The 24,602-nt window shown below is 44.9% G+C and carries 18 protein-coding genes and 1 tRNA gene; 5 read left to right on the top strand and 14 right to left on the bottom strand.

Annotated features, from left to right (window positions below; all coding sequences use genetic code 11):
• Nucleotides 1-6: 6 nt before the first annotated feature.
• From urtB to BUB18_RS12070, 3 genes are read right to left on the bottom strand one after another with little or no spacing between them, the layout of a single operon-like run.
• Nucleotides 7-1,641: an urea ABC transporter permease subunit UrtB gene (gene urtB / locus BUB18_RS28985; protein ID WP_218588035.1), complete on the bottom strand. Its 1,635-nt coding sequence runs from the start codon at nt 1,639-1,641 to the stop codon at nt 7-9.
• 57 nt (nt 1,642-1,698) lie between these two features.
• The gene (urtA, locus tag BUB18_RS12075; RefSeq protein WP_073081070.1) at nt 1,699-3,009 is read right to left on the bottom strand and encodes an urea ABC transporter substrate-binding protein; all 1,311 of its coding nucleotides are present in this window, start codon (nt 3,007-3,009) and stop codon (nt 1,699-1,701) included.
• Between the two features lie 36 nt (nt 3,010-3,045).
• Entirely contained in the window at nt 3,046-4,326 is a 1,281-nt protein-coding gene (locus BUB18_RS12070) for a porin family protein (protein ID WP_143159918.1), read from the bottom strand.
• A gap of 846 nt (nt 4,327-5,172) precedes the next feature.
• Between BUB18_RS12070 and BUB18_RS12065 the strand changes: the two genes are divergently transcribed.
• Together BUB18_RS12065 and BUB18_RS12060 are read left to right on the top strand one after the other, a co-directional pair.
• On the top strand, nt 5,173-6,033 hold the full coding sequence (locus BUB18_RS12065; protein ID WP_073081067.1) for a DUF4747 family protein: 861 nt from the start codon (nt 5,173-5,175) through the stop codon (nt 6,031-6,033).
• Entirely contained in the window at nt 6,026-6,682 is a 657-nt protein-coding gene (locus BUB18_RS12060; protein WP_073081065.1) for a hypothetical protein, read from the top strand. The genes BUB18_RS12065 and BUB18_RS12060 overlap by 8 nt, the downstream gene beginning before the upstream one ends.
• A gap of 75 nt (nt 6,683-6,757) precedes the next feature.
• Here BUB18_RS12060 and BUB18_RS12055 read toward each other — a convergent pair whose 3' ends face one another.
• Nucleotides 6,758-8,188 (bottom strand): hypothetical protein, encoded by a 1,431-nt coding sequence (locus BUB18_RS12055; protein WP_073081063.1) that lies wholly within the window; start codon nt 8,186-8,188, stop codon nt 6,758-6,760.
• 523 nt (nt 8,189-8,711) lie between these two features.
• A complete protein-coding gene (locus BUB18_RS12045) occupies nt 8,712-9,464 on the bottom strand; it encodes a sensor histidine kinase (RefSeq protein WP_073081059.1) in 753 nt (250 codons plus the stop codon).
• A gap of 445 nt (nt 9,465-9,909) precedes the next feature.
• Between BUB18_RS12045 and BUB18_RS12040 the strand changes: the two genes are divergently transcribed.
• The gene (locus BUB18_RS12040; protein ID WP_073081057.1) at nt 9,910-10,143 is read left to right on the top strand and encodes a helix-turn-helix domain-containing protein; all 234 of its coding nucleotides are present in this window, start codon (nt 9,910-9,912) and stop codon (nt 10,141-10,143) included.
• A gap of 268 nt (nt 10,144-10,411) precedes the next feature.
• Here the strand turns inward: BUB18_RS12040 and BUB18_RS12035 are convergent, their stop codons facing one another.
• The 3 genes from BUB18_RS12035 to BUB18_RS12020 form a co-directional block, all read right to left on the bottom strand.
• Nucleotides 10,412-11,497, bottom strand: a complete 1,086-nt coding sequence (locus BUB18_RS12035) for a site-specific integrase (protein ID WP_073081056.1) — start codon at nt 11,495-11,497, stop codon at nt 10,412-10,414.
• A gap of 308 nt (nt 11,498-11,805) precedes the next feature.
• Nucleotides 11,806-11,889 (bottom strand) — tRNA-Leu (locus BUB18_RS12025).
• 84 nt (nt 11,890-11,973) lie between these two features.
• A complete protein-coding gene (locus tag BUB18_RS12020) occupies nt 11,974-13,878 on the bottom strand; it encodes an AAA domain-containing protein (RefSeq protein WP_073081052.1) in 1,905 nt (634 codons plus the stop codon).
• Between the two features lie 184 nt (nt 13,879-14,062).
• On the opposite strand from BUB18_RS12020, the gene BUB18_RS29650 reads away from it, so the two are divergent.
• A complete protein-coding gene (locus BUB18_RS29650; protein ID WP_178372129.1) occupies nt 14,063-14,221 on the top strand; it encodes a hypothetical protein in 159 nt (52 codons plus the stop codon).
• Nucleotides 14,222-14,303: 82 nt separating this feature from the next.
• On the opposite strand, the gene BUB18_RS12015 is transcribed toward BUB18_RS29650, so the two are convergent.
• The 3 genes from BUB18_RS12015 to BUB18_RS12005 all read right to left on the bottom strand — a co-directional run bounded on the left by BUB18_RS12015 (nt 14,304) and on the right by BUB18_RS12005 (nt 17,538).
• Nucleotides 14,304-16,493: a multicopper oxidase domain-containing protein gene (locus BUB18_RS12015; protein WP_073081050.1), complete on the bottom strand. Its 2,190-nt coding sequence runs from the start codon at nt 16,491-16,493 to the stop codon at nt 14,304-14,306.
• A gap of 92 nt (nt 16,494-16,585) precedes the next feature.
• Nucleotides 16,586-17,041: a DUF3347 domain-containing protein gene (locus BUB18_RS12010; protein WP_073081048.1), complete on the bottom strand. Its 456-nt coding sequence runs from the start codon at nt 17,039-17,041 to the stop codon at nt 16,586-16,588.
• A gap of 143 nt (nt 17,042-17,184) precedes the next feature.
• Nucleotides 17,185-17,538 carry a hypothetical protein gene (locus BUB18_RS12005; RefSeq protein ID WP_073081046.1) on the bottom strand — a complete coding sequence of 118 codons (354 nt, stop codon included), beginning with the start codon at nt 17,536-17,538 and terminating at the stop codon, nt 17,185-17,187.
• 87 nt (nt 17,539-17,625) lie between these two features.
• Between BUB18_RS12005 and BUB18_RS12000 the strand changes: the two genes are divergently transcribed.
• Nucleotides 17,626-18,135, top strand: coding sequence for a DinB family protein (locus tag BUB18_RS12000; RefSeq protein WP_073081044.1), 510 nt, complete (start codon nt 17,626-17,628; stop codon nt 18,133-18,135).
• Nucleotides 18,136-18,363: 228 nt separating this feature from the next.
• Here BUB18_RS12000 and BUB18_RS11995 read toward each other — a convergent pair whose 3' ends face one another.
• The 3 genes from BUB18_RS11995 to BUB18_RS11985 all read right to left on the bottom strand — a co-directional run bounded on the left by BUB18_RS11995 (nt 18,364) and on the right by BUB18_RS11985 (nt 24,568).
• Entirely contained in the window at nt 18,364-19,986 is a 1,623-nt protein-coding gene (locus tag BUB18_RS11995) for a RagB/SusD family nutrient uptake outer membrane protein (protein WP_073081043.1), read from the bottom strand.
• 10 nt (nt 19,987-19,996) lie between these two features.
• Nucleotides 19,997-23,200 (bottom strand): TonB-dependent receptor, encoded by a 3,204-nt coding sequence (locus tag BUB18_RS11990; protein WP_178372128.1) that lies wholly within the window; start codon nt 23,198-23,200, stop codon nt 19,997-19,999.
• Between the two features lie 219 nt (nt 23,201-23,419).
• Entirely contained in the window at nt 23,420-24,568 is a 1,149-nt protein-coding gene (locus BUB18_RS11985; RefSeq protein WP_073081040.1) for a FecR family protein, read from the bottom strand.
• Nucleotides 24,569-24,602: the final 34 nt, after the last annotated feature.

Here is a 24,602-nt window from a genome sequence, read left to right as displayed (position 1 = left end):
GATTTTTTATTCTTCAGCAATACGTCCTTTATCTGGAAACAGTCCTTTAGGTTTATACTGCATAAACAGCATAATGAACAGCAGTATGAATACTTTCCCATATACAGCCTGGAAAAATGCCTCGGAAATTTTAGTGAAAAATCCGATGCCTAGTCCGGATACTATTGTTCCGGCAAGTTTTCCTACTCCGCCTGTTACCACTACCAGGAAGGAATCTACAATGTAGGTTTGTCCCATATCCGGCACTACGTTGCCAATCAGGGTGATAGCACAGCCGGCGAGTCCGGCCAAACCTGAGCCTATAAAGAAAGTAACAGCGGCTATACGACGCGTTTCCACGCCCAGGCAGGCGCTCATTTGCCTGTTTTGCGTAACTGCGCGGATTTGTAATCCTAATTTTGTTTTGAATAACATCAGGTAAGTGAGCAGTACCATTACCGCAGTAAGTGCTATGATAAAGATCCTGTTATAAGGAAGTGTAAGGTGAGGGGCAGCCTGCCATCCGCCGGCTAACAGCTGTGGGGTTTTAACAGCAGTAAGATCCCCAAAAATTAATCTGGCTGTTTGCACCAGTATTAAGCTGATGCCCCATGTTGCCAACAGGCTTTCTAATGGTTTGCTGTAAAGATGTCTTATTACGAGTCGTTCTAGTATGAGGCCCATTAGTCCGGCAACGATAAAGGAAAGGGGGAGTGAGATGATGAAGAACCAGTCGCCATACCCACGGCTGAACAACATTTGGATGCAATAGGTGGTATAAGCGCCTATCATCATAAACTCTCCATGGGCCATATTAATAACGCCTGCCAGGCCGTATACGATAGAAAGGCCCAGTGCTATCAGGATTAAGATGCTGCCTAAGCTAAGGCCACTAAAAAGGTTTTGAATGCGTTGCAGGTTGTCGTATTTACTTTCGAGTTGTTTTGCTTTTTCGATGGCGTAATTAGCCGTGTTGGTATTGAATGCTTTTCCGGAGCCATAAGCTGTGAGTAATGCAGAGGCATTGTCGCTCCAGTTCCGGGCGATGCTGTCTATATATGCTTTCGCTGTTGCTTCGTTTTTGGCGGTATGTAACTGAATTGCGTAGAGTGATTCTTTTCCGATGCGAAGTGCATTGTAGTCTGTTTCTTTGCTGACTACATCTGCTAAAATCTTTTGCACTTGCGGATCCTGGAGGTCGGTAAGTTGCCCGTATGCCTGTATTCTTTTTTGGGCATCTGGGCTGTAGAGATTAAAGAGCGGGGCGATTGGTAGCAGCAGTAGTCTGTCTGCCCTTGGAATGTCCACAGTTTTCAGCTGTGAGAGGGATAACAGCAGCGGATCACCGCTGCTGTTATGTAATGGTCTGGTATCGGGATAAACACGGTGAAGTCTGTATTTTTCTTCATCGGATGGTTTGCCATCAATTGTTATTGCCTGGTTATCCAGCAAATACAGCTTTTTATCATTAATAGCCATTAACAGGGGGAAGGTAGCAGGTATGCGAAGGGCTACCAATCTGCCAATGGCGTGGGTGCGCACACTGTCGGATTGCGGATGTAGTAACTGAGCAACATAGAGGGAGCTACTATCTTGTGCCCTGGAAGCCATGGCAACAAGTAGCAGTAATAGTATCCATCCGAATTTTAAAGAATTTTTCATACAGACTTGGTTTCAAAGTTTGGAAAAAGCCATGCTAGTGTTATTGGATCACTCGTATTATTTTTTTGCGTAGGTACCGTTATGATTTACCCAATCGCAATCTTTATCAGGACTGGTGAGTGGCGACCAGGGTTGCGGATCAACGAGTCCTTCAGATTTCCAGAGTATATCGAATTGTCCATCAGGTTTTATTTCTCCGATCACAACAGGTTTTGCCAGGTGGTGATTGCGGGCATCCATTTTTACAAGGCCGTCGGGGGAGTTGAATTCGAGGCTGTAGAGTGCATTACGGACTTTGGATACATCAAACGAACCTGCTTTTTCAGCAGCTTTAGCCCAGAGATAAACGCCGGTGTATGCCCAGCAGATTGGGTCGTCGGTAACTCTTTTGTCGCCGCCAGGCAAACCTTTTTTCGCGCAGAAAGCTTTGAAGTCGTCAACGAATTTTTTGTTTTCAGGCAGGTCATTTGACTGGAAGTAGTTCCATGCTGCCAGGTGGCCCACGAGGAATTCAGTATCCATTGACCGCAGTTCGTCTTCCGCTACAGAAAAAGCCATGATGGGGCAGGTGGCTGCAGATAGTCCCTGGTTGGCAAACTCTTTATAGAAAGGAACATTGGAGTCGCCGTTGATAGTAGAAAGGATGCAGGCTTTACCATCTGCAGCAAAACGCTTGATTTTGGAGATGATAGTCTGGTAGTCCTGATGGTGGAAGGGGGTATATTCTTCGATGATATTTTCTTTAGGAATTCCTTTAGACAGCAGGTAAGCTTTCAAAATTTTGTTGGCTGTGCGAGGGAATACGTAGTCCGTTCCCAGCAGGTAGAATTTTTTGTAACCACCACCTTTTTCGCTCATCAGGTATTCAGCAGCCGGGATGAGTTGTTGGTTGGGGGTAGCGCCGGTATAGATAACGCTGTTAGAGCATTCTTCCCCTTCATATTGCACAGGGTAGAAAAGCAGACCATTGTTTTGTTCGAAAACGGGGAGCACTGATTTTCTTGAAACGCTGGTCCAGCAGCCAAAAACAGCAGATACTTTTTTGTCTATCAGCAGTTCTTTTGCTTTTTCAGCGAAGAGGTCCCAGTCCGAAGCCGGATCAACGATTACTGGTTCAATTTGTTTACCGAGTACGCCACCTTTAGCATTGATTTCATCTACCGCCATTTGAACCGCATCTTTTAGAGATACTTCAGAGATGGCCATCGTACCAGAAAGTGAATGTAGTACTCCAATTTTTACGGTTTCTTTGCTGGTAGCGGTAGAATCGGTGCTGGCTGATTTGGAGGCGCCTTGATTACATGAAGAGAAGCCAATAGCAGCAGTGAGTGCAAAGAGTGATAGATTTTTGAAGAAAGCGGATGTCATGAGTCCAATAATTTATGATAAGGAATAAAGTGATGATTAGAAGATGAAGAACTGAGCCTGTAGCCATATTTGTCCGAAAGTCTTTTTCGTATAGTCGTCTGCTGCTGTTGGTACATTATAGGTCCTGGTAGTGTAGGAGAGGCGGAGGTTAGTGCCAGTGCCGTTAAAGAAATAGTTTAAGCCTCCACCCATTACACTGCTGGAGTTGACCTTATCGAAAGAAGCTGTTTTAATACCGCCTGTTTGTTCAGCTTCAGCGCTGATGGCCTGATTTTCGTATCTGATCCAGGGCTGGAGTTTTACTTTTTTGAAGTAATAGCCTAATTCCAGGAACTGGATAGTTTGTTTAGGTATTAAAGTGGCGAATGAGTATTTGGATGAAAGGTCAGTGCCGCCGGAGAGGTATTGGAATGCAGCGTTTGCGGTGATGGAGCCGGCGTTACCCAGGGGGTAATCGAAGAACACATCTGTGCTGTAGTTGATGTAGTTAGCTTGTGCATCAAAGCCTGCAGCCCATGCGAGGGTTTTGCCTTTGCCCAGTTTTGTTCCTGCGTAGTAGAAATCTTTTTCCGCATCGAGGAAGTTGTAGGCGAGTCGGCCTACGGTGCGAAGTGGTGCTCCGCCATCGATGTTTCTGCCGGTGAAGACGCCTAGTCTGTATTCCAGTTTATCGTTAGCGAGAAATCCGCGGGCGTTGATTCCGAGGTCTCTTCCGAAGTTGCCTTGTAAAGGACTATTGGAAAACAGGTTGTAAGGGTACTGGAAGTAGCTGAAGTCGTTGGCCATTAATCCTGCGGCGCCTTGCAGTCCGTTACGGTTATTCGACACGAGTTGCATACCGGCGATGAGTTGGAAGGCGTTGGAAAAGGTATATTCCAGTTGAGCATCCAGAATGATTGGAGAAACTTTTACATTTTTTTCTCCATTAGATTGAATACCTATAGGCGACGGAATTTCAGTTTCCAGGAAGAAGCTGGCTTTCTTTGTTAGCTGGCCGCCTACGAGTACTCTTGCCCGGTAGAGTGAAAATCCTTTATTCCAGTCTTTGGCACTTTTATCGGCCGAAGGGTTGCTGTAGCCCGTTTGTTCGCCTGACGCGAACATATGGACGATAGCTCCCACCTGGATGGATGGTTTAAAAGGAAGATCGACAGCAGGAGTGCTGGTACCGGTTGCTACAACACTGTCCGTATTTAAAGAAGCCGGAAGTTCGATAAGGTAGTTTCTTTTTTTCTTTTTGCTCTTTGGAGGGTCGTCTTCGGCTTTTACAATAAGAGAAAGGGTACTTAGGGTGATAAAAAGTATGGCAGATTTCATAAAAAAGTAATTAAAAAATGAATTAATGTACTTAAGTACCATTTTGGTTGATCGATCGTTGTACTTAAGTATAAAATTAGAAGAATAATTTATTTAATTCATTTAATTATTGAGTTTTTAGTATAAAATCGCTGTATTGTGCCGTGGATATATTATATATTTATTTTTATAATATAATTTAAGTGTCGGGATAATTTTATGTTAAATAATTGATTTATTGCAATGTAGGTTATATTCTTATCTTGATGGATTGATACTACTTACGTAGTGAATATTAATATGTAAATATTATTAATATAATTATGCGCTTTAATATTCCTGGCAGCCTTTTTAATAATTCAGGAGACTGTTCAGTATTTATTCATGATTGCTGATTTAAATGACGAGCAATAGTTTGCAGGGGAATCGACGGTAAAATTGGCGAAGAGATAGCCGTCAAAAATGATGACATGCTGGAAGTAAAGATTTCATCGCCCTACTTCTCCGATGTTAATACTGTATCAAAATGGAGAGGCATGAAATGCTATAAATAAAACGGAAGATTATAAAAATAGCGGGGGAACTTTAGACTAACAGAAAATAAAAAAGGTTGTAAGTTTATTACTTACAACCTTTCTAGTGCCCAGAACTGGATTCTTATCTAGTTAAGGTGGAATGAGTTGTGAGGTATTTGTGTCAATGAAGTGACGTAATCGTCCGATAATATAAAACTACATTTTTTTTTGTATTTTCATTTTATCAACCATTATCTAGGAATTTTAACCACCCTTTTATTGATACCTGATCACCCGTTTATATTGACATGCTGACCTATTTGTCTAGCATTTTTACAAAAAAAAAATTTTGATGGAAAGAAGAACTCAAAGAAAAAAGCCCAAACGGGTTAAATATTATGTTTTTAACATTAAGTTGAGATCCAACTTACGTTCAGGCACAGAAGCCTACAAAAATATGTTTATTGAGTTATTTAGAAAGAAAATAATGAAGCCAGTTCCTCATGACAAAGAAATGATATTGAGGACCCAGTTTCTAAAAGTAAACGAAGGGAAAGAATTTTTTACCGGAAAAATTTCAAAATTTACCAAGATCGATAACAAAGATTGGATTAATTTGGATAACTTAGAAATAGAGGAGGTTGCCATACCTGCAAATCGTTTTCCAAATCTAAAGGAAACCGATTATGTTTTTGTTCCCAGCGCTCACCGTTTTGCAATCGTAAAAAAAGTCGAAGTTACCGTTCCTAGTGTGTTAGCTTTTTTAACAGATGCTCTTCAAGAAATTATTATGGAAGGCGAATATGTTGATGTAATAGTTCAACAAGCAAATAACGTTTTTGAAGAAATCCTGAATGCCAATTCGATAGAAAAGTTGAAGATTGAGATATCATATACCAATGATGATATTGTAGAAGGGGCAGAAGAATTCATGGACGAATTGCTAAAAGGTGCTGGAATTGGAAAGTTAACCATTGAAGCAAAAGCTGATCATAATAGAAATATAAATGTTACTAGTGAAGTGATTGGCGGTGCGTTATTACTTGCTAAAAGTAATGGCTCGGTAGAAGCAAAAATTGTAGATAATCAAAACAAAAAACAATTATTGAGAACAGAGGAGTATCCTGAAGAATTTGTTACTACTTATTTGGATGCATTTGAAGAGTCGGACTCAATCGCCAGAGATATCTTAAATGAATACAGGAATGAATAATGATAGGGATTTATATTCAATTTTAAAGGCAAGCCATAAGCCTGGACTTAAAGGGATTTTGCGAATCCAATCTTGGGATAAGTTTCGCAAGAAACTCCCGTTTCAGCTTTCTGTTATAGGTACCATTTTTTCAGCTGCCCTTTTCTATTATTCTCCAAAATCTTATTATGAAATATTGTCCTTCCTTCTACAACTTACCCTGTCAATTTTACCAAATTTGTTAGGATTTTCTTTAGGGGGCTATGCCTTAATAATTGGGTTTGGAAATTCGTCTATGATTAAAGAGATGACCAAAAAACTTGAACATGAAAACTGTAGCCTATTTCAAAAGTTAAGTGCTATCTTTGCATTTGGGTTAGTATTACAAATTATTTCTTTGACCAATAGTATATTTATAAATATTGCTTATAATTTGAACTTATCAGTTTTTGATAAGTTCACCTGCTCAAAAAATATTTATCCTATTATTAATTTTTTAGCTTGTATTCTCCTAATCTTCCCTTTTTATTGGGCCTTGTTTATTGTACCTTATATTGTTACTAATATATTTTCATTTGGACAGGTATATCATATGTTCTTGACAATTGATCGAATTAAGGATGATAATAAAGGAATGCGATCATCGGAAAATGAGGAACCGGACAAATAATTTAATAATATAGATAACTTTGATTTTGCATATTAAGTGCAGCATCCATTTTACTTTGCTAAGTTCTACGAGTAATTAAACCAGGCGAGCAAGTTCAGGTTCCGCTTGCGCAAATACTATTCTTAATTGGAAAGTTAGTGTACTTTTATCGCAAACCATTCCAATAATATAACTCCGAAAGTGCCAACAACGCAGAAGCTTATCTAAATCGCTATTTTCGATATCCCCGGTTGTGACAAGTCCATTTCCTTCATAATCATTACCCAACGCAGTTACAATTTTATTAGCAATAAATTGAATCTCCTTATAAATAAAGTTCCTTCCAGAATCTTTACCATTTTGTAAAATGAATGAGTCTATCTCTATTTTTTCTTTTGCAACTACGTCAAAAAAGTGAATAAAGCTATTTTCTAAATTGAAAAAATAATAGTTCTCATCTTCCACATCAAGGGGTGTGTTCAATTTCTTTAAATCCTCTATCAAATTCAAGAATGATATCTGATTATCAGTATTTATACTCAGCTTATTTAATTCGTCCACAGAAACAATTTCCGTGGATTGATGGCCAAACAAATTATATAATATGTGGGATTTAACTAATAGTCCTTTATCATTTGTTACAAAATAATCACAAGACATTGCGTTAAAAGCATGGGAACAGTCTTTACTAAGGCTTAAAAACGAATTGCGTTTTCTCTTCCCCCCTGCTCTCTCGTCGGCAATGTTAAAAACGTCTATTAGACCATAAGCATATTGAAAATTTAACCATAAATCCTTTTTTTGGTCACCAACTGTCAACAAATCAAGAGCCTCAATAAAGGTTTTTTTTAATGGTGTTTTGGCAAATTGTTCATTGAAATCCATACCCCATTTAGCGAAGCTAAAATCATCCTTGTTCATGCTTTCCGCAGTGGTCTTTTTAATTAGATCCATTTCTGCTGTTTCATGAAGAAATGATTTTGTGTATGGCCGAAAGCTGTCATAGAACTCTTCCACTGTCATTCCCGGATTGTATCCCGGAACCATATGCTCAATCATTTTTTGTGTTCGTTCGTCTAAATCTGATTGGGGCAAATAATGTCCGAATGAACTGATTGGTAATTGAAGAAAGCCTTCTATTAGTGGCAGGATCATCTCTAAGTCTGGATTGTCCTTGAATTGTCCAAGAATATTTCTAAGGTCGAATGGGTTTTCCAGGGAACTATTATATAAATTAAAATCTTTACTGTTGTATGCAGCAACAGGGTTTGTTAAGTAGAATTCGGTTTTTTTATTTAACTGGTTATACTCGAAATAGAAATCGTTTGTATATGATCCCATTAATTCTAAGTCCTCAAGCCTGAAATGCTCAGGAGACTTGTTTAGGTCATCAAGGTGCGCATCAGAACAGGCAAAAATTGCATTCTTTCTTATTCTTTCAAGATGATCATAAACAGTTTGGTTAAATTGCTTGGAAGTAGGCTTGACCATCCGATAAATATTGCTATCGCAATAAACACGTATCATTTTTTTGAGGTTTAGTATTATGTAATTTACGTTTTCTCAGCCTAATTCTTCTATCTTGGTTTTTGCTCGATATTGTTTAGACGGCCTAGCTGCGGCCGTAGCAAGTTGTATCATTGTTACACAATGAACTTGAAAGCATCCTCCGGAGTCGGCCACTTTAGAAATAAAGGCCGCTCGGAACTCGCGGCCCAGTAACAGGAAATAGCCAAAAAATAACCCTCAAAATGGCGCAAAAGTGAGCCAGATTGAGGGTGGTTAAGCTAAATACTATTTCAAAATCTTATCAAGGTCACGATTTAAAGCGTCCTTAATTTCCTTAGCTGCTCGCTTAATCATTTCCTTTTCCGCGTTGCTTATACTGGCAGGAAGAGATGATTTATTTTTAAAATAGCCCAATGGTTTTGACTTTCTGTAATAGGTGGATACACTCCAATCGCATTCTTTACATATCCTATCCCGAAGTAAGACAGGCGCCGAGGCTAACAACTTTTGAAGGTCATTCAACAAATTCTTAGGCATGTTTCTAATTGGTTTTGGTGGTTATCGGAAGGGAAACATTAAACTTTGTAATGCCGTTTTTGCTTAAAACGTAAATCCTGCCTCCTAGCAATTCCGAGTACTTTTTGCATATATGTAACCCCAGGCCTACCCCTGCCTTCCCTTTATCCAAGGACTGGTATGGTTCAAATATTATTTTGCATTTTTCTCGTGGGATAGTCGAACCAAAGGTGGTAAGATAGAATTTTAGAGCCCCGTTCTTGACATGGGCATAAAAATAAATTGTAGTGCCGCTACCGCAATATTTAAAAGCGTTGTGCAGAAGATTGCTGATTATCTGCTGTATTTTGATGGCATCTGTTTTTATTTTTGTTCCGGGCATGATGTGGATTCTAACGGAAAGATCCACACCGGTAATCGTTTTATTAATCATAAATGGTGCAACACATTTATGAAGGAATGGCGCAATTTCTACTAATTTTTTAATGGTTACAGCCCCAGGTTGTACCATTCCTAACATATTGTCATAGACGTTCAGGGCATTATTTGTAATTGCTTTAACAAAGTCAAAGTATTCCGCTGCATCGCTGGCAATGGCCCCATCTGGCAATTGATGACACTCTATTGCCTCTAATGCCTGGGTGATCCCGGCCAGTTGACCTTTCAGTTCGTGGGCCAATATGCCCATAAAGTCTTCTTTGAGCCAATCAGCGTTGGCGGATTGAATGCACTCGTTTTGCCGTTGCGGAGAGGCATTTGCCTTAGTTGGATTTTTCATAAATATAATCTTTGAGGTGAACGATTACACATGAGCATTCCGGCCCGTTTTTCAACCGGAAAATGTAAAGGAGTAAGATAGTGGGGGGAGAGCTGGTTGAAGGTGTAACAACAAAAAAGGCGCAGAACCAACTCTCCGCTATAGAGGCCGTAGGAAGCCCGAACACAGATAAGTTGGCCCACGCCTTTTCGGCATGAGCCTTTACACTTATCACCTTGTGTTCTGAAATTTCCTACGTTTCTATAGCAAGGTAAAAAGCGAAATGCTTCAAAATATCTTTATTTGAAGAATCGCAAAAATATTAATAATCACAATAATACTCAAATCATCGCCATAAGCAGAGTTATTTAGGTGAATGATAATTTCTTTCTCATGATACGAATATAGATAAAATACTGACATATTCGTCATTAATCAAAAAATTATTTATCTCCATCTTGTACAGATGGCAACACAAATAAGAGATAACAAGCTATTAAAAGGTATCGCTGCTGTCCTGAAGGATTTAAGAGAGGCTAAGGATGTCAGCCAGGAAGAGGTTTATAACGACACCAATATCCATGTAGGCAGAATTGAAACAGCTAAGGCTAACCCAACCGTTAGTACGATTTCAGCTTTGTGCAAATATTTTGGCTTGTCTGTATCTTCCTTTTACAAAAAAGTTGAAGAACATTTATAGGCCCTTCATTCTCCCCTCCACAAAAATAATTCACTGTTCCGAGCCTACGTAACGCTGCGCCTCTGCTGCGCGCCGGCTTGCCCTTCGGGTGTACTGGAAAAAAATCTCCACCCTCACCATCACTTCACCGCCGGACTTTTTATCTTTTTGATCCACTAAACTACTAAACCCAGCTATAGCACAGGGTAGTATTTTTTTCCAAACACGTTACTCCGGCCTCCACAGTGAATTGCTGGTCGCTACGGGATAATGAAGGGCGGGGATGTGCTCACAGCGTTAAAAAATAAGGCAACAACTCCGGTGTTGGTAACTGCTCAATAGAGTTTTGCTGATCTGCCGGCCTATGCCTTTTATATGTTTTCTGAACCTGCTTCGTGGTACTATGCCCCATCAAATAAGCAATCGTGGGATCGTCCACCAGTTTATCTTTCAACAGTATCGCAAAGCTCAGGCGGGCGCAGGACCATGTAATGTATTTGCCTATCCCTGTCGCGCTAATCCATCTTTCCAGTACTTTATTAGCCCCATCCGCTGTTGGTAAGCGAAACAGCAGGCCCGTTGTTGAAAACCTCCTTTTCTCCACTATCATACGTGCAATGGGGTGCAAGGTTAGTGTAACAGGCAAGCCTGTTTTAGCCTGAATAATACGTGTGGTTAGTTTGGTTCCGCTAATCTGGTTTATCTGTAGCCGCTTCACATCCACCCAACGCAAGCCGGTATAGCAGCAAAAAATAAAGGCATTTTTCACTTCTTCGTTGGTGCATGGTGTATTAAGCAGTTCCAGATACTCCGGGACTTCCAGGTGTTCTTTTAGTCTGATACTGGGGTTCGATCTGGCAGCTACCTTTTCGGAGGGGTTTATTCGGAAATAGCCATCAGCAGTAGCAGCCGCCAATACCCATTTAAACCGGGTATAATAATCGGAGGGCGTTTCTCCTGTATATTTATCTAACAAGAATCTACGAAAAGCCTTACAGGTATTTTCTGTTATATCTGCTGGTGAAATAAAAGTAACCCCAACAAATAGCCTGAATTGTTTCAGGCTACTTTCCAAATGCCTGTTACCGTCGCGTCTATTGTTATTTACATACTCTTGGTAATAATCGAGAAAGTTCTCTTTGAACTTATGCGCAGGTATAAACGCGGTGCCGATTGACTGTTGCTCAATAATAACCTGGCTCTTTTTGACCTCCAATAAAGCCAATGCCTGTTTGTTATGGTTCTTCTGTGTCTGGTCTTTCGGCTTCGTATACACGAAAATGCCAGTGGCCGGTCGTTGCCCCTTAGCACGGCCAAAGTCGTAATAATAATACGTTTTATCCCCTTTAGTGTTTTTACGCTTCAGGAAATTCATACACCAATGATTTTGAAAGTACAACCATTGGCACCAATAGCATGCCGTACCAGCAAGGATTGCAGCCCATTTTCAAAAGCGAACGAAATGGGAAGAAAGTGGAAGAAAGAAATTTTTTGTAACACAAGTGCCGTGTTGACAAACTGCCAGTATGTAAGCAGGCAGTGATTTTGGAGAGTAAGAACGTGTGTCATGTCGTGTGTCAATTTTGTGTCGTGAATAGTGGAAGAAAGTGGAAGAAACCGGACAAAAAACGACATTGACACAAATAAAAAAGGTTGTAAGTCAAATACTTACAACCTTTCTAGTGCCCAGAACTGGATTCGAACCAGCACACCCTTGCGAGCGCTGCGACCTGAACACAGTGCGTCTACCAATTTCGCCATCTGGGCAACTGATTTTGTGTTTCAGGACCGCAAAGATACACAGAACTTTCATTCTGCCAAATTTATTTTAGTGATAATGAGAGCGTTAGCTTACTCTGCATACTCCCAGGCGCTCTGGTAGCTGTTTTGCGCCTCCGCATAGGCGATAAAATCAGCGTAGAAAGGCAGTTGCGACAACGTCCCGCTATCGCCAATGATCACCAGTTTCTTTCGTGCACGGGTCATCGCCACGTTCATCCGGCGGATGTCGGACAGGAAGCCAATCTTGTTTTCCGTGTTACTGCGGGTCATGCTGATGTACACCATATCCCGCTCCTGCCCCTGGAAGCTATCGATCGTGTTAATGGTAATACGCCCCTTGTAAGGCTGTAATGCCGGGTAATGGGCCAGCTGCTCCTTGAGTACCTCTATCTGTTGCCTGTAGGGAGATATAATGGCTACCGTCGGGAAATTTTCCGGCGTATAATGGGGCGCCAGCGCGTTGGTCATGATCTCCAGGTGACGGAACAGAAATGCCGCCTCTTCAGGATTGGTAGTGCTGGTGCCATCCGTTTTTTCATCGAAGCCGCAGCCCGCAGTGTCGATGAATGCCAGCGGCGTATCGTTGTCGTACAGCAGGTGCGCCGCCACAGAGGCGTGCGCCCGCAGTCGGTCGTTATAAAATACGTTGGAAGAATATCCCATAATCGTGGCGTGCATCCGGTATTGCTCTTCCAGCAGCACCACTGCTTCAGGATACAGCGCTACCACCTTTTCCAGCAGTGTGGTGGCCAGGCCTGCCGCCGCCGCTTCATTGGACTTAATAGTTGGCGGGAGCTGACAATGGTCGCCGGCAAGGATCACCTTTTCTCCTTTCAGGATCGGAATCCAGCAGGCCGGCTCCAGCGCCTGCCCTGCCTCATCAATGATCACCGTGCGATACTTTAAATTTTTCACCGTATAATGATTGCTGCCCACCGGCGTAGCTGTAATCACCTGCGCTTTGGCCACCACATCCTCAATCACATACTGCTCAATATTCTCTACTTCCTTAATGATTTTCCGGGCTTCATCAAACAAGGCTTTGCGCTGCTCCCGCTCGGCTTTACCGAAGTTGCGTTTGTATTTATGCGCCATGTTGCGAAACTCATTGGCCTGCTTACGCAGCCGACTAACCTCTTTCAGACTGCTATGCCCCTGCATCTTGCGTTCCAGCGTGAGCGATAATAGTCGCTCGGATACACGTGCTGGGTTGCCTACGCGCAATACATTCAGCCCCTGCTCGGCCAGCTTCTCACTTAATAAATCAACTGCAGCGTTGCTGGGCGCCACCACCAGTACCTGCTGGGGCTCCTGTTGTATCAATGCCTTGATGGCCTGTACCAGTGTAGTAGTTTTACCGGTGCCCGGAGGGCCGTGTACCACCGCCACATCGCAGGCCTGCAATATTTTATTGACCGCTTCATTTTGTGAATGGTTCAGGCTCGGGATATGCACTGGCGCCACATCTGTACGGAAGTTAGGCGTGGCCTGCCCGGTAAGTACGCGTACGAGCCGGCCTGCTTTATTATCGTCCGCCAGAGCAATGGCCTGCTTCAGTGCATTTTGCATTTCATCGTAGCTGTTGTCGTCAAACAACAGATCGATGCCGAGCTTACCATCGTCAGCCCATTCGGGCAGCTCATCTGTGCGGAGGGTGATCTTGAGGCGGTTATCGCCTACCCATGCAATCACGCCTTCCTGCTGGTGCCGACTCCGGTCATGATTGGAAAAAAGCACGGCAGAAACGCCGCTTCTCAACTGGTGAGGAATATCGTGGTGGGTGGTGCGTTCTACTTCTACGGTCAGGTAATCGCCGCGGCTCATTTCACTGCCCCTGATTGCAATGGGGTACCAGGCCAGTCCGCCGGCTCTGCGATCCTGCACAGAAGTGCTCTCTGTCAGCGCCTGATATGATTTACGGTCTTCTTCCCGCTCTGTTTTGAGTAATTCCTGGAGCTTTTTGAAATAATCCATCCTGCAAAGATACGATGTGGGCTGGATAAGAAGAGGATAGGCCTCAGTTCACGTCCACCGAAGCGATGGAACCCCGTGCAGACGGCCCTTGTAGCAATAGTCCGTGACTGGCGTACAAAGCCGTGATGCATTTATATCTCCCTACATTACTATATTTAGGGTTTTAACCAAAACCCCTGTTCCCATGACGTACGGACTCGGTCTATTCCTATATGTATTTTTATTTTACGGCCTGATTGCAGTCGCAATAGTAGTTATTGTGATTTACTTCGTGAAACAAGCCAAGAGGCTGAAAAGAATGGAGGATTTGCTGGCGGAAATCAGGGATCTGAACAAGAAATAATAAATACCTCTGGGAAAAGAGACCTTCTGTCTCTTTTCCCAGAGGTGCTCTTCCCGGGACTCCCGGGAAGAGCACCTCCGGGTTAGTAGCTTAAAGTAATACCCGCTCCAAAGCCCATGTCACTATCATAATGCGTACTCAACGCAAAGTTTTTCGTTACCACATACCTGAAGCCAGCCATATACTCATAGTCGGTATTCACCATGAAATTAAACCGTAAGCGGCGGGAAATAGGCACGTCCTCGCGGGATAACTGCACGCGCACACGGCCATCTGTATCCAGGGAGGCATCGGCTACAATCAGCATTGGCAGGGTATATTGCAAACCAATGTGGAAAACCTGGCGGAAATCTTTTGTGTTTTTCTGACCAAACAGGTTTTTCTCCGGTTCATCCATTTTACGGTAACGCACATCCCAGCCAACGTATGGAAACAGCCATTGCATCTTCCCAAAATATCTCCCGAAGTGGCTTTCACTTTCGTAACCATGTCTATCGTTAAGGCCTACACGCCATTCTGTACTCAGCTGGTACCTCGTGTTTGATAAACGGATTTCACCATCGCTACCATTGCTTTCCAGGCCTACCTGCGCCTGCAGGTATTTCATACGGTCATCTTTTTTCAGCATTTTCCAGGCATAGGCCGGGTCCGGCACCTGCGGGTTAGGAGGCCCGTCCACATAGCTGAACACCCTGCCCATACCGCTCATCATGTGATACAGGATATGGCAGTGGAAAAACCAGTCCCCGCTTTCCGTGGCGGCAAATTCAATGGTGTCCACTTCCATTGGCATTATATCCAGCACGGTTTTCAGCGGAGAATATTCGCCCTGGCCATTCAGGACCCTAAAGAAATGGCCGTGCAGGTGCATCGGGTGGCGCATCATGGTATTGTTGAAAATCACCATCCGCACTACTTCGCCTTTGCGTATCAGGATTTTATCAGACTCAGAAACAGTTTTGTTATTCACCGTCCAAACATACCGGTTCATGTTACCGGTTAATTCAAATTTCAGCTCTTTTACCGGCGCATCCTTCGGCAGGGTAGTTTTCTCCGGAGCCTTCAGCATGCCGTAGTTCAGGGTTACAATTTCCTGGGGAGATGTCATATTCATGTGCTCCATATTGTGCCCGGAGTGGCTTTGAGGTGCGTCACTCATTTCGGGATACATAACGGTGTTCATGTCCATGGTCTGATTACTCATTTGCATACCGTTGCTGGTATCGAGGTTGCCGTTCATGAGCATCATGTCGTTCATCATTTTCATGCCCTCGAAATATTTCAGTTTGCCCAGCGGCTGCATGGGCATGTCCATTCCCTTACCCAGCCAGAGGCTGGTGGAGCCGGTTCTGTCCTCTGCGGTAGCCAGCAGCTGGTAGCGCATATCTTCCGGAATCGTCACTATCACATCATATGTTTCGGATACCCCTACCAGCAGGCGGTCCACTTCCACCGGTACCACATCTGCGCCATCGTTGGCTACTACGGATAGTTTGCCGCCGGAAAAATTGATCCAGAAGTAGGTGGATGAGCTACCGTTGATAATACGGAGTCTTACTTTATCGCCGCCTTTCAATGCCGGCATACTATCGCTCAGTCGGCCGTTGGCCAGGAATTTCTCATAGTATACGTCACTCACATCCATGGCAGTCATACGTTTCCACTCGTTGGTGATTTTAGTACCAAAGTGCTTTTGCTTTACGGCTTCAGTATAACTCTGTGTGCTGCCTTTTTTGATGGCAAACCAGTCGTTGGCAGTATGCAGATAGCGGTTGATCTGGTGCGGATGCATGTCGGACCAGTCGCTCAGCAACAATACTTTTTCAGGGATATCGCTTTTTTGTTTGGGATGAAAGATCAGGGAGCCATACAATCCGCTTTGTTCCTGGAACATGGTATGACTATGATACCAGTAGGTACCATGCTGTACTACCGGGAATTTAAATACATGTGTTTGTCCGCCTTTAATAGGCTGGGTGGTGAGGTATGGTACCCCGTCTTCCTGGTTGGGAAGGATAACGCCATGCCAGTGGATGGAGGTTTCACCTTTGAGTGTGTTATGTACGTAAATCAATGCAGTATCGCCTTCGGTGAATTCCAGCACGGGGCCGGGAATAGTGCCGTTGATGGCGAGTGCGTGCGACATTTTGCCGGAGTAGTGCACCATGGTATCGCCGATATACAGGTCATAGCGGACGGTTTTAGGTGACTGTGCGTATGTAAAGCTGCTGGCAGTGGCAAGCAGCAGGAAGAAGATAAGAAAGTGCTTCATAAAAATAAATCAAAGGGTAGCAGCGCCCGGTTAGTTATATCCGCTTGCTATGGATATAACTAATGCCGGGTGCCAATTGTTTGCGGTGGATGTTACTCGATGGTGTCTGCTACCTTGCCGCAGGTGAGCATCTGGTTGCCGTAATAAGGATTTTTGATGTCCTTGTTAGCGGAGAGCCAGCTGGCTTTTTTCATCGGGCAATATTGCTGATACACTGGTGCATCAGAGAGTTTGGTAGTTTTAGCGAGGGAGTACATGTCGGCAGACAGCTGTTTGAACTGTTCCCTTTGTTTGGCCAGGTCCTGCGTGGTGGCAATTTGTTGCGCATCAGCTACCAGTTTGGCTTTGGCGGCTTCGATGGATTTGTCGGCAGCGGCTTCACCTGCGGCCTTAACGAAGGCGGCAGCTGCTGCGCTGGCATTAGCGCTATTGCCGCTTACGAGGGCATCCTTAACGGCGAAGTATTGGGTGAGCAAACCGGATTTGTTTTGTGCATAGGCGCTGCCCAGTTGGAACAGCACGGCCATGGCGAGAAATACTTTTTTCATGATGGAGTAATTTGAGTTTGATATGATTTATTGGAATGAAGTATTGATAGGATAGTGGAAACTGCTACCAGGCTGCCAGGAAGGACCTTATCTGTCCTTTCCGGCAGAGCAGGCAGGTTTCCGCAATGTTGCGGGGCTTGTAATCAAATCAAAAAACTCTGTATTTCTATTCTGATATCCCTGACGGGAAGGCTTCTGGAATGGTTGGTTAAATATCGCTGTAAAGCGGCCGGTGTTGCTTCGGCCAAGTTGGTATTATAAAGGCTTGCTGCTGCCGGCTGCATATAGGCAGGGGCCGCCGCTACTTCCAGGGAAGCGTTGATGGCTTTGTCCAGCAGGGTGAACTTCACCATATCGCCTGAGCAGCAATGCTGCTGGTGACTGCTGTGCTTACTGCTCTGTGCCATCATTATGGCGGAGCAGGTGAAACCTGTTAACAGGTGCAGGCTGAAAATCAGCAACAGCGAAAAGGCTTTTATGGTGGATCTGCGTTTCATAATACATCCCAAAGATAGGAAGCGGCAAATCCGTGTTGTTTATATAATTTGTAGAATGATTTATATAATTTCCGAAACAGGTAATATATGGCAGTAGAATACTGGATGAGAGGGCCTGTGGAACAGGTTCCGGCGTTATTACAACCGGTGGCACACGCACTGTTGCAGGCCAGGGAGGAAATCCAACAGCTGATGGAAGGGTTTCCGGATGAACTACTATGGGAAAAGCCTGCCGGCAATGCCTCGCCGGGTTTTCACCTGAAGCATTTAACGGGTGTGCTGGACCGGCTCTTCACCTATGCGCAGGGCAGGATGTTGTCGGAGGAACAAATGGCCTGGCTGAAGCAGGAAGAGTTGCCATCGTACACCGTGGCGGAGCTGGTGGAAAAGTTCAGTCAGCAAACGGATGCCGCATTGCAACAGCTGAAGGCTACAGATCCTGCTACGCTGACGGATTTCCGCGGGGTGGGTCGCAAGCAGCTACCGTCTACCGTGCAGGGGTTATTGTTTCATGCGGCGGAACATACAACGCGCCATTTAGGGCAATTGCTGGTGACGGTGAGGGTATTAAAAACAATTAAAAACAACATAACATAAGTCTTTGCTGCTTACCTGCTTGGCTGCTTTGCGAGCAAAAAAGATCGCGCCCTGGCGCCGAAGGCGCCTAATGCCTAATAAGTTTTTGCGAGCTTAAAACCCTTTTGCTGCTTTGCGAGCAAAAAAGCCGCTCCTGGTACGGAAGCGGCTATCGCAAACATGGGATACAAACAAACTGGTCGAAAGGCCGATCTGGCTACTCCTAAGTGTACTGTATATTAATGCGTTTTACCATTTAGGATTCTGTACCATGGCAGGATTGCCGTTGATTTCTGTAAGCGGGATCGGCCACAGGTAATCGCGTCCCGGATCGAACACACGCGTTTCCACTATCACCGGCTGGCCGGTGTTTGGATTGATGGCGCCCATGGCAGGCCCTTTCAGCACTTCTTCGCCAATCTGCCACCGGCGGATGTCAAACAGGCGGGTGCCCTCAAATGCCAGCTCCACCTTACGTTCCCTGCGATATAACACACGCATTTTTTCCTGTGTATTGTATACGGCCGTATTCACATTTGGCATACCGGCGCGGTTGCGGATTTTGTTTAAGTACAGGAGTACATCCGGATTTTGCCAGTCGCCGGATTCTACAAGTGCCTCCACGTAGCTGAGCAGGATTTCTGCGTAGCGGGTGATCATGAAATTTAGTGTGCCGGAGTTGTTTCTGGATACGTCCTTTGGATCTACGTATTTCTTTACCCAGTAACCGGTTTGGGTGGACTGTGCGGCCCCTAACTGATCTACTGAACCCGCAGTAAATGGATCCAGCAGACGGTTTACAAAGGTTTGACCAGGAATGAGTATGCTGGCAAACAGGCGGGGATCGCGGTTGTTTTTATACAGCGGATTTTTCCAGTAAACTGCCAGGCTATCGGGGCCTAACTCATCCAGGGTTTTACCCTGTAAGGTTTCGTAACTGTTTACCATCGCTGCGGTAGGACCATTACAAGCCTGACCGGATAAGCTTTTGGGCGCCATCCTGAAGAATGCACCGGAGTTGCCGGTACGGCGGAAAAGAATGCGCTCTTTGTTTTCCAAGGCGTCATACGAAAAGAGTTGGGCATAACTGTTTACACCTGCGGTAGTGCTATAGTGCAGGTCATATACGTTTAGTCCTATCAGCTTTTTCGCGTATTCAATCACTTTCGGATAATTTTTTATACTCAGGTACAATTGAACCTGCATGGCGTAGCAGGCTCCTTTTGATATCCTGTAGGCCTCACTGGAAGCATAGGTGGTGGGCAGAATTTCCGCTGCTGAATCCAGCTCGGTCGTAATGAATTTTACCACTTCTTCAGCAGTGTTGCGCGGCACAGATGCGCCGGCAGCGGGCTCCAGGCTCTTGTTTACGATCGGAACAGGACCATAAAACAGGAAGAGATTCAGGTGCGCCCTTGCGCGAAGGGCTCTTGCCTCCGCAGCACGTTGCTCCTTTACCACGGCGCTTTCCATGTACACACGGGAATAGTTTTCCAGGATGCGGGAAGCATTTCGTATATCCTTATAGTTTTGACGGTAGGTATCCGATAGATAACCATCGGTAGTGGTGACGGCGCCCAGCGGGTAACTATTCCAGCTGCCAAAGTTGGCGCGGAACACAGATTCATCTGTGATACCACTCATATGCATGCGGCAGTTCGCCTGGTAGGAAGAGGAAGTTATCAGTGCACCAGGCGACATTTGGTTATTATAAATTACTTCCAGGTAATTGAATAAATCTGATTCCAGCCGCCACCATTTATCATCGGTAGTAGCGGTCGGATTATCTCTTGTAAGGTAGTCCTTTGAACAGCCAAACAGCAGCAAAGATGCCAGCAGGGCGGTGAATATATTTTTATTCATATAGTTCATGTTCCCGATTTTAGAATTTAAGATTAAGACCAAAAGTGTATGCTTTCAGCAATGGAACTGTGTTTTGGTCGCCCCCACTTTCCGGATCAAAGAGTTTAACTTTTGAGAAAGTGAATGCATTTTGCGCATTGAAGTATACACGCAGCATTTTAGCCCTGATCTTTTTAGCAATTGGTTGGGGTAGATTGTAACCCAGTTCTATGTAACGGACACGCAGGAACCGGCCGTTTACGCGCCAGAAATCAGAGAAGTTAGCGTTTGTACCTGGTGTAGGTGTCAGTCTTGGTCTGGAAGCAGTAGTATGCTCAGGCGTCCAGTAATCCAACTGTGATTTTTGTGGTGTGCCGCTCTCGCCGCCGATATTCAGTGGTATGGCGAGGTTGCCGGAATAGAACAGGGAAGCTCCGGATTCTCCCGATAACAAAGTTCTGAAATCAAAACCTTTGTAACTCAGGTCCAGGTTGAAGAAAAAGACATCTGTAGGCTCTGTATTACCCAGTGGCACACGGTCCAGGTTGTTGATAATCGTATCTCCGTTTGCGTTAAGGAAATGTACATCCCCCGCGGCCTGGCCGTTCAGCTTCATTACTTTAGGATTATCGATATCTGCCTGTTGCAATAATCCCTGGGTAGCATAGCCATAGAATTCTTTGAGCGCACCACCTTCATACATGATGGTGTTACCGCTGATAATGGGTAAGCCGTTACCTACCAACCGGAGTATTTTGGTTTTGTTCTTACTGTAGCCAATACCTGCATCGAAAATAAACGCTTTGCCTAGTACTTTGTGATAGGAAATTTTTATTTCCTCACCGCGGTTTCTTACGCTTCCTACGTTTATCGGTGCTCCATTGTTACCTGATCCGATACCTACTCCTGAAGTATAATTTGGTTGAGGAGTAATGATCATGTCAGTGGTTGTTTTATCATACCACTCAGCAGTAATACTAATGCCTGGTTTAAAATGGATGTCCGTACCAACGTTCAGCTCTTTTACCTTTTCCCAGCTCAGACTCGGATTACCGATCACTGTTTCGGTGCCATTACCTGCGTCGATAGTGGTTTGGTAGAGATAAGGGTCTACGTTGTTATTACCCAGTATGCCCCAGGAACTGCGTATTTTCCAGGCATCAATGAAATTGACATTAAAGAAATTTTCTTTATCAATATTCCAGCCTGCAGCAACAGAGGGGAAAATGCCCCATTTCTTGCCGTCGCCAAAAAGGGAGGAGCCATCACGTCGAAGTCCTGCTTCCAGGAGATAGCGATCATCGAAGGTGTAGAATGCTTTGGCAAAAAAGGAGCGTAACGCTACATCCTTCCAGGATTCGTATGTGCGTAGTTCCTGTGTATAGCCGGCGATAGCGTTCACATTGTGTTTACCGAAATCGTGGTTGTAATCCAGGTTACCGCCGAAATAAAGGTAGCTCTCTCTTGCTGTAAGTGTGGCCGATTTAACGGTAGGATAGTTTACGCCGGCGGTGCGGTTGGTATAGTAATCGAAGAAGATGTAGGATTCCTGATCAGCCTTATCGATACCGGAGGCAACGCGATAACTTGCTTGTCCTTTCAGGCTCAGACCCGGCAGTATGTTCCATTGAGGACGGATGTTGAGTAAAGCCTCATCTCTCGTTTTGCCCAACTTACCACCTTTTTCCAGCATGGCCACCGGGTTCCAGCTTTCACCATAAATACCGTAGTAGGTATAGCCCGGATTATCTGCACGGGTAGGGAATTTAGAAATGATGTTAGGTGGTACTGTGTACATGCGGCGATAGATGTCGGTGGTGAGCCTGTTGGTGGCATAAGGCTGGTTTTGCTGGCTACGGCTGGCAAACAAATCCATATAGATGAAAAAGTTTTTCATCAGGTCCACCGTGGTGTTAGCGCGTACGGTAGTGCGACTATAATCAGAGTTTTTTACGTGTCCCTGCTGAAAAGTTTGGTTGATAGCGAGGGAGAAGCGTGCAGCCGTATTACCTCCTGAAACCAGGATGGAGTGCTGTTGAATGGGAATAGACTTCCGTAATACAAGGTCAGGCCAGTTGGTATTTGGATTTTTTACCGGGTCAATACCGCTTTGTGTTACTGCAATGATGGAATCGGAATATATCGGGTTGCCGCCGGAGTTTTTCATGGCCTCGTTGTTCATGCGCATCCACGTGGCCGCATCTACGAAGTCGGGCATGTACTGCGGCCGTTGAATACCATAGTAGCCATTGTATTCGATATTAGGCACACCGGCAACTCCACGTTTAGTGGTGATGATGATCACACCGTTGGCTGCGCGTGCTCCATACATGGAGGCAGAAGCGGCATCTTTCAGTACGGTAATGCTTTCAACGGTATTAGGATCGAGGTTGTTCATGTCGAAAGGTACGCCGTCTACCAGCACCAGTGGGGAGGCATTCAGGAGTGTGCCCACCCCACGGATACGAATGTTAGCCTGATCACTTCCTACCAACCCGGTAGTTTGTGATACCTGTATCCCAGTGGCGCCACCTTGGAGGGCCTGCGACAATTGCACAATGGGTTTGTTTTTCACATTGTCCATATTCACCGTGGCTACGGAACTGGCAATATTTTTTACTTTTTGTGTGCCAAAGCCCGTTACTACCACCTGGTCAAGTGTTTTCAGGTCTTCTTTCAGGGAGAAGATCAGGTTCACCTGTTCATCGTATACCACGTATTCCTGCGGCTTATAACCTACCATAGATACCACCAGGGTGCTGCCTTTCGGTACATGCAGTTCAAATACGCCATCTGCGTCGGAGTGTGCACCTTTGGTAGTGCCTTTTACCTGTACAGATGCGCCTACCAATGGTCCGGGAGGATCTTTGGCTTCCAGCACACGGCCCAGAATTCTAAGATTTTTTTCCTGGGGAGGGGCCACCATGGGAGTGCTGGAAGCAGCCGGCACCTCCTTCTTTTTTACCACCAGGGTTTTATCGATGATGTTATACACCAACGGCTGGCCTTTGAGGCAGAGGTCGAGGGCTTGTGCAAGCGAAGCGTCTTTTACCTGCAGTGAAACAGGTGCAATGGTGCTGAGTTCTTTCTCTTCATACACGAGGTATACGCCTGCCTGCTTCGCAATTTTTTTCAATACGGTTTTCAGCTGTTCATTTTTTGCGTTGATGGTGATGTGCTGGGCAATGCCGTTTGCATAGATATTCATCATTCCCAGGAACAACAGGAGTGAAGTGATGCGCATAATCCTGAATATTTTTGATCGTTTTTTACTGCCCTGCTTCTCAGCAATCGATTGCTGGCACAGGCATGGCAATACCGTGGGCGCCGCAGTTTGCGGTGCTCCGTTGCAAGGGTACGGATTCATACACTAATGGAATTTAGTTATAGACTATAGTTGATTTGTTTTAGAAAAATGATTGCATGTTCATAAACAGTACGATTGATTTTGGTTGTTCTTATATTATTGGACGGATACTACAGTAAGCGTTCTGTTTTCCAGCCTGCATTGTATATCGTATAGTTCCAGTATTTTCATAACGTCCTGCAGGTTCATATCGCGACCAATCTGGCCACCGAATTTTTTAGCTGCTACTGCGGTGGCGGATGCGTTGATGCGGATGTCGATATCATACCATCTGGCAAGCTGCCGCAGGAAAGCAGGCAGGTCGGTGTTTTCGAGTTCAAATTTTCCATTGCGCCAGGCCAGCACCTGATCTACGTTGGCGGCTAGCACACTGATGTTGCCGGTGGCAGGGTCCAGACGGGATTGCTGCCCGGGTTGCAGCAACGTGGAATTATTATGCTGTAAAACCCTGACTGCACCGCTTACCAGCGTAGTGTGTATCTGCTGCTCATCGTTGTAGGCCATTACATCAAAGCTGGTTCCGAGTACCTGCACTTCCATATCGGCTACCTGTACAAAAAACGGATGCCTGGCATCCGGTGCTATTTCGAAGTAGGCCTGACCGTTAAGCGTTACCATACGTTTATCCGTAAACGTTACAGGATACTTCAGGGAAGAGGCCGCGTTGAGCCAAACGTGGGTACCATCCGGAAGTGTTACCTGGAATACGCCGCCACGGGGAGTTTCCAGCACATTAAATGCGGTGGGGTCCACCTGTTTGCTGCGATACTGTAGTTCTCCCTCATGTTGTTCTATCGCAAGGTTACCGGTTTTAATCACCTGGTTACCGGTATCGCTCAACGTTACTTTGGAGCCATCCGCCAGCGTTAGCACCGCTTTATTTCCTGCCGGCTGTATAATATGTGCCATGGCGGCCGGCTTTTTGTGTTGGCGTGTCAGGAGGGGATAAGCTGTTATTGCAAGCACTGCCGCCGCCGCCGCTGCCCACCAGTAAATGTTGCTGTTACGGCGCACCGGGGCATTAGCTGGCTCAGTTCTCTCCCTGATATGCTCCCACATACGTGCCGTAGTAACAGCAGGCAAAGGCTGATGCTGCTCCAGGTGCTGCTCAAACAGTTCCTGGCTCAGCTCCCGCAATTCGGCCGCATCGGTATTTTGGAGATACGACTGCAGCCATGCCTCGTCTTCCGCAGTACGCTGCGTAGTGGAAAGGAGTGCTTTTAATCTTTGTTGATCGCTTTTCAAAATGCCTTGGTGCCTTTTTAACTATTATATACAA

The organism is Chitinophaga jiangningensis, from assembly GCF_900142605.1.
GTDB classification, from domain to species: Bacteria; Bacteroidota; Bacteroidia; order Chitinophagales; family Chitinophagaceae; genus Chitinophaga; species Chitinophaga jiangningensis.
The sequence above is the reverse complement of the archived record's forward strand: the minus strand, read 5'-3'. Positions and strand labels throughout refer to the sequence as shown.

Bases quoted from the DNA above. Each gene is read 5' to 3' on its own strand.
- BUB18_RS12000 (WP_073081044.1), top strand. From the start codon at position 17,626: ATGGCAGTAGAATACTGGATGAGAGGGCCTGTGGAACAGGTTCCGGCG.
- BUB18_RS12005 (WP_073081046.1), bottom strand. From the start codon at position 17,538: ATGAAACGCAGATCCACCATAAAAGCCTTTTCGCTGTTGCTGATTTTC.
- BUB18_RS12070 (WP_143159918.1), bottom strand. From the start codon at position 4,326: ATGAAATCTGCCATACTTTTTATCACCCTAAGTACCCTTTCTCTTATT.
- BUB18_RS12010 (WP_073081048.1), bottom strand. From the start codon at position 17,041: ATGAAAAAAGTATTTCTCGCCATGGCCGTGCTGTTCCAACTGGGCAGC.
- BUB18_RS29650 (WP_178372129.1), top strand. From the start codon at position 14,063: ATGACGTACGGACTCGGTCTATTCCTATATGTATTTTTATTTTACGGC.
- BUB18_RS12035 (WP_073081056.1), bottom strand. From the start codon at position 11,497: ATGAATTTCCTGAAGCGTAAAAACACTAAAGGGGATAAAACGTATTAT.
- BUB18_RS12015 (WP_073081050.1), bottom strand. From the start codon at position 16,493: ATGAAGCACTTTCTTATCTTCTTCCTGCTGCTTGCCACTGCCAGCAGC.
- BUB18_RS12020 (WP_073081052.1), bottom strand. From the start codon at position 13,878: ATGGATTATTTCAAAAAGCTCCAGGAATTACTCAAAACAGAGCGGGAA.
- urtA (WP_073081070.1), bottom strand. From the start codon at position 3,009: ATGACATCCGCTTTCTTCAAAAATCTATCACTCTTTGCACTCACTGCT.
- BUB18_RS12040 (WP_073081057.1), top strand. From the start codon at position 9,910: ATGGCAACACAAATAAGAGATAACAAGCTATTAAAAGGTATCGCTGCT.
- BUB18_RS12055 (WP_073081063.1), bottom strand. From the start codon at position 8,188: ATGATACGTGTTTATTGCGATAGCAATATTTATCGGATGGTCAAGCCT.
- BUB18_RS12065 (WP_073081067.1), top strand. From the start codon at position 5,173: ATGGAAAGAAGAACTCAAAGAAAAAAGCCCAAACGGGTTAAATATTAT.
- BUB18_RS11990 (WP_178372128.1), bottom strand. From the start codon at position 23,200: ATGCGCATCACTTCACTCCTGTTGTTCCTGGGAATGATGAATATCTAT.
- BUB18_RS12060 (WP_073081065.1), top strand. From the start codon at position 6,026: ATGAATAATGATAGGGATTTATATTCAATTTTAAAGGCAAGCCATAAG.
- urtB (WP_218588035.1), bottom strand. From the start codon at position 1,641: ATGAAAAATTCTTTAAAATTCGGATGGATACTATTACTGCTACTTGTT.
- BUB18_RS12045 (WP_073081059.1), bottom strand. From the start codon at position 9,464: ATGAAAAATCCAACTAAGGCAAATGCCTCTCCGCAACGGCAAAACGAG.
- BUB18_RS11995 (WP_073081043.1), bottom strand. From the start codon at position 19,986: ATGAACTATATGAATAAAAATATATTCACCGCCCTGCTGGCATCTTTG.